The sequence below is a fragment of the bacterium genome, from assembly GCA_040755795.1.
Classification (GTDB): Bacteria; UBA9089; CG2-30-40-21; order CG2-30-40-21; family SBAY01; genus JBFLXS01.
The window spans coordinates 1-2,612 of the sequence record JBFLXS010000500.1; the positions used below are offsets into that span (position 1 = coordinate 1).

A 2,612-nucleotide genomic window follows, 5' to 3' on the forward strand; every position below is an offset into this window, starting at 1 on the left:
AAAACTTCCCAACTGAAGAAAAATATGGATTGGTGCAACAGATGTGCCCAGCGGCTGTTTCTATTCCAGCAAATATTGCAGAAGGTTTTAAGAAACAAGGCATAAAGAATAAGTTAAATGCCTATAATATAAGCTAGGGATCTCTTGAAGAACTAAGGTATTATCTAATTCTATCTAAAGATTTTAATTATCTGCCAGATTTTCAATCCATTTGGGATATATCTGAAGAAGTGAGTAGGATGCTTATAGGTTTAATCAAATCAATTAAGAGTAAAATAGTATGAAGTATTTTCCCCTCTTCCTACTTTCCTACTTCCTACTTGCTTGGTATGCTGAATAGTTACAGTAATTTAAGAAAAAGAACTCTAAGGAGGTAAAGAAAATGATAAAAAAATTTTTAGCAGGAACAAATATGGTGGTAGTAAGTTTATTTTTTGCAAGCTATGGCTTTGCCGGGATATTAGATGATTTGAAATTAGTAAAAGATGTTGAGAAAATTAAGGAAGAAAATAAAGTCTTAAAAGAGGAAAATGCAAATCTTAAACAACAATTAACCGAGGCTAAAAAGGTTTCCTACCAGAATATTGCCCAGAGTAAATATAGAACTACTGCCTTGATAGCAGATAATTCTTTGATTGATGGGGATAAACAAGGTAGTAATTTAGTTCCTTTGTGGTATGAATTGGATTTTCATTACTCACGGGTAATTGATAAAGTGGTTGTTTATTTAACACCGGCGGAAAAGATGATTGATACCAAATTTTCTTTTCATTATTATGACCCGGTAAATCAACAATGGGAGAATTTAAGAAGTCTTAATAATGAGGGCAAAAATATAATAACATTAACATTTAACCCTTTAACTACCTCAAAATTAAAGATTTATTCTGCAATTAATATTCCTGTTGCTGAGATAGAAGTTTTTGGCTGGGTCATTGAACCCTGAATCTTGGTGGTGTCTTAATCTAGTGTGGTGTTGAGTAAGTTTTGCACGGCGTATCATCAGATTTTATAACCTGCAAACGGATAATTGGTAACTGGTAACTGGTTAAATAGTTTCGTCCTGAGATCAGCCAAACGGTATTTAATTACCAGTTACCAATCACCAGTTACCAGAATCGAATTCCGTGCGTTATTTGTTCAACACGACAATAGCATAATGGTGGAAATAGTGTAAGAAAAGGGGATAGGGGAATTATGGAGATAGGGAGATATTATTAAAAAAATTGAAATTAATAGAAACTAATAGAAATTTATGGAAATTTGTTGTTTTCCACAATCAATTTCTACCTATTTCTATAAATTTCAATCTATTTCTATTATCTTATCTCCATATCACTCTTATCTCCTTATCCCCTTTCTTACACTTTTGATATATAGCCTGAACGGTTACAAAATGGGTTTAAAAGATGAAGGAATAACAGAAGATATAATTCTGTGTTTTATTCGTGTTAATCTGTGGCTGAATAAAATAATAATCAGGCTAACCAATCATTGCAGCGAACGGCTTCGCCGTCGCTGAATTTGGTCGTTAGCCAGATTACTGAGTTAAAATGTTAAGCAGGACAAATATAATGAAAATACCCAATGCAGATCGAGCACTTATTGATATTAAGAAACTACAAGATTATTGCTTAAGTCCTTATCATCCACGAGGTAAATACAAAGCCCATTTATTCAGAGAGGTTTTAGGATTAACTTCAAAGGATGCTGCTGAATTAAAAAGGATACTACTAAACATTGTTCGTACTAATGAGGCAGTAACAACACTTGAAGATCAATATGGGAAACGGTATATAATAGATTCTACAATCACTACCTCAATCGGACAAGCAAGAGTACGCAGTAGTTGGATTATTCTCAGTAATGAGAATTTTCCCCGTTTGACAAGTTGTTACATTCTTAAAAGGGAGAGTAAAATTAATGAATAAATCAATTAATCTACTTGATGTTGTAGCATTAGTCGAAAATTTGCCTGAACATAAGCTATATCGTGGACAAGTTGGTACTGTAGTTGAATTATTAGGTTCAGATGTTTTTGAGGTTGAGTTCAGTGATGATGAAGGATTAACTTATGCAATGTTGCCTCTAATTGCTGACCAATTAATGGTTTTGCATTATCAACTTGCTGAAGCAGTTTAATCGGAGAGTGGAAACCTATTAAAGACCAGAAATCGGGACTAATATCCAGGTTTACATATCGGAGGAGAAGGGTATGAAACCCTTCTCTTCGCCTGGGGGATAATTGCAAGGAAAAAATTATGTTTTGGGGAAAGATTGGGGTCAGACCCAATACTGTTCGGAATGAATTTTTTTGCATAAGTGCATCTGGAGTTTCGTGAATTTTCTATGATTCCTTTCTCATTTAATCTTTGCGTTCTTTGCGGTCGATTTCTTTGCGTTCTTTGCGGTTAAAAAAAGGGTAAGCGTTCAGGTGGTGTAACAAAAGGAGATGTGGAGATTAAGGAGATATTATTAAAAAAAATGAAATTAATAGAAACTAATAGAAATTTATGGAAATTTGTTGTTTTCCACAATCAATTTCTACCTATTTCTATAAATTTCAATCTATTTCTATTATCTTATCTCCATATCACTCTTATCTCCTTATC

At 33.3% G+C, this 2,612-nt stretch carries 4 protein-coding genes and 1 pseudogene; all 5 read left to right on the forward strand.

What is annotated here, in order from left to right; genetic code table 11:
* The 5 genes and pseudogenes from AB1414_18905 to AB1414_18925 all read left to right on the forward strand — a co-directional run bounded on the left by AB1414_18905 (position 1) and on the right by AB1414_18925 (position 2,142).
* Positions 1–284 (forward strand): annotated as a pseudogene (locus AB1414_18905) (four helix bundle protein).
* 98 nt (positions 285–382) lie between these two features.
* Positions 383–946, forward strand: coding sequence for a hypothetical protein (locus tag AB1414_18910; GenBank protein ID MEW6609483.1), 564 nt, complete (start codon positions 383–385; stop codon positions 944–946).
* 309 nt (positions 947–1,255) lie between these two features.
* Entirely contained in the window at positions 1,256–1,522 is a 267-nt protein-coding gene (locus AB1414_18915) for a hypothetical protein (GenBank protein ID MEW6609484.1), read from the forward strand.
* 52 nt (positions 1,523–1,574) lie between these two features.
* Complete coding sequence (locus AB1414_18920) at positions 1,575–1,931, forward strand: DUF6883 domain-containing protein (GenBank protein MEW6609485.1); 357 nt, start codon at positions 1,575–1,577, stop codon at positions 1,929–1,931.
* Positions 1,924–2,142 carry a DUF4926 domain-containing protein gene (locus tag AB1414_18925; protein ID MEW6609486.1) on the forward strand — a complete coding sequence of 73 codons (219 nt, stop codon included), beginning with the start codon at positions 1,924–1,926 and terminating at the stop codon, positions 2,140–2,142. Before AB1414_18920 ends, AB1414_18925 begins: the two co-directional genes overlap by 8 nt.
* The last annotated feature ends 470 nt before the right edge of the window (positions 2,143–2,612 follow it).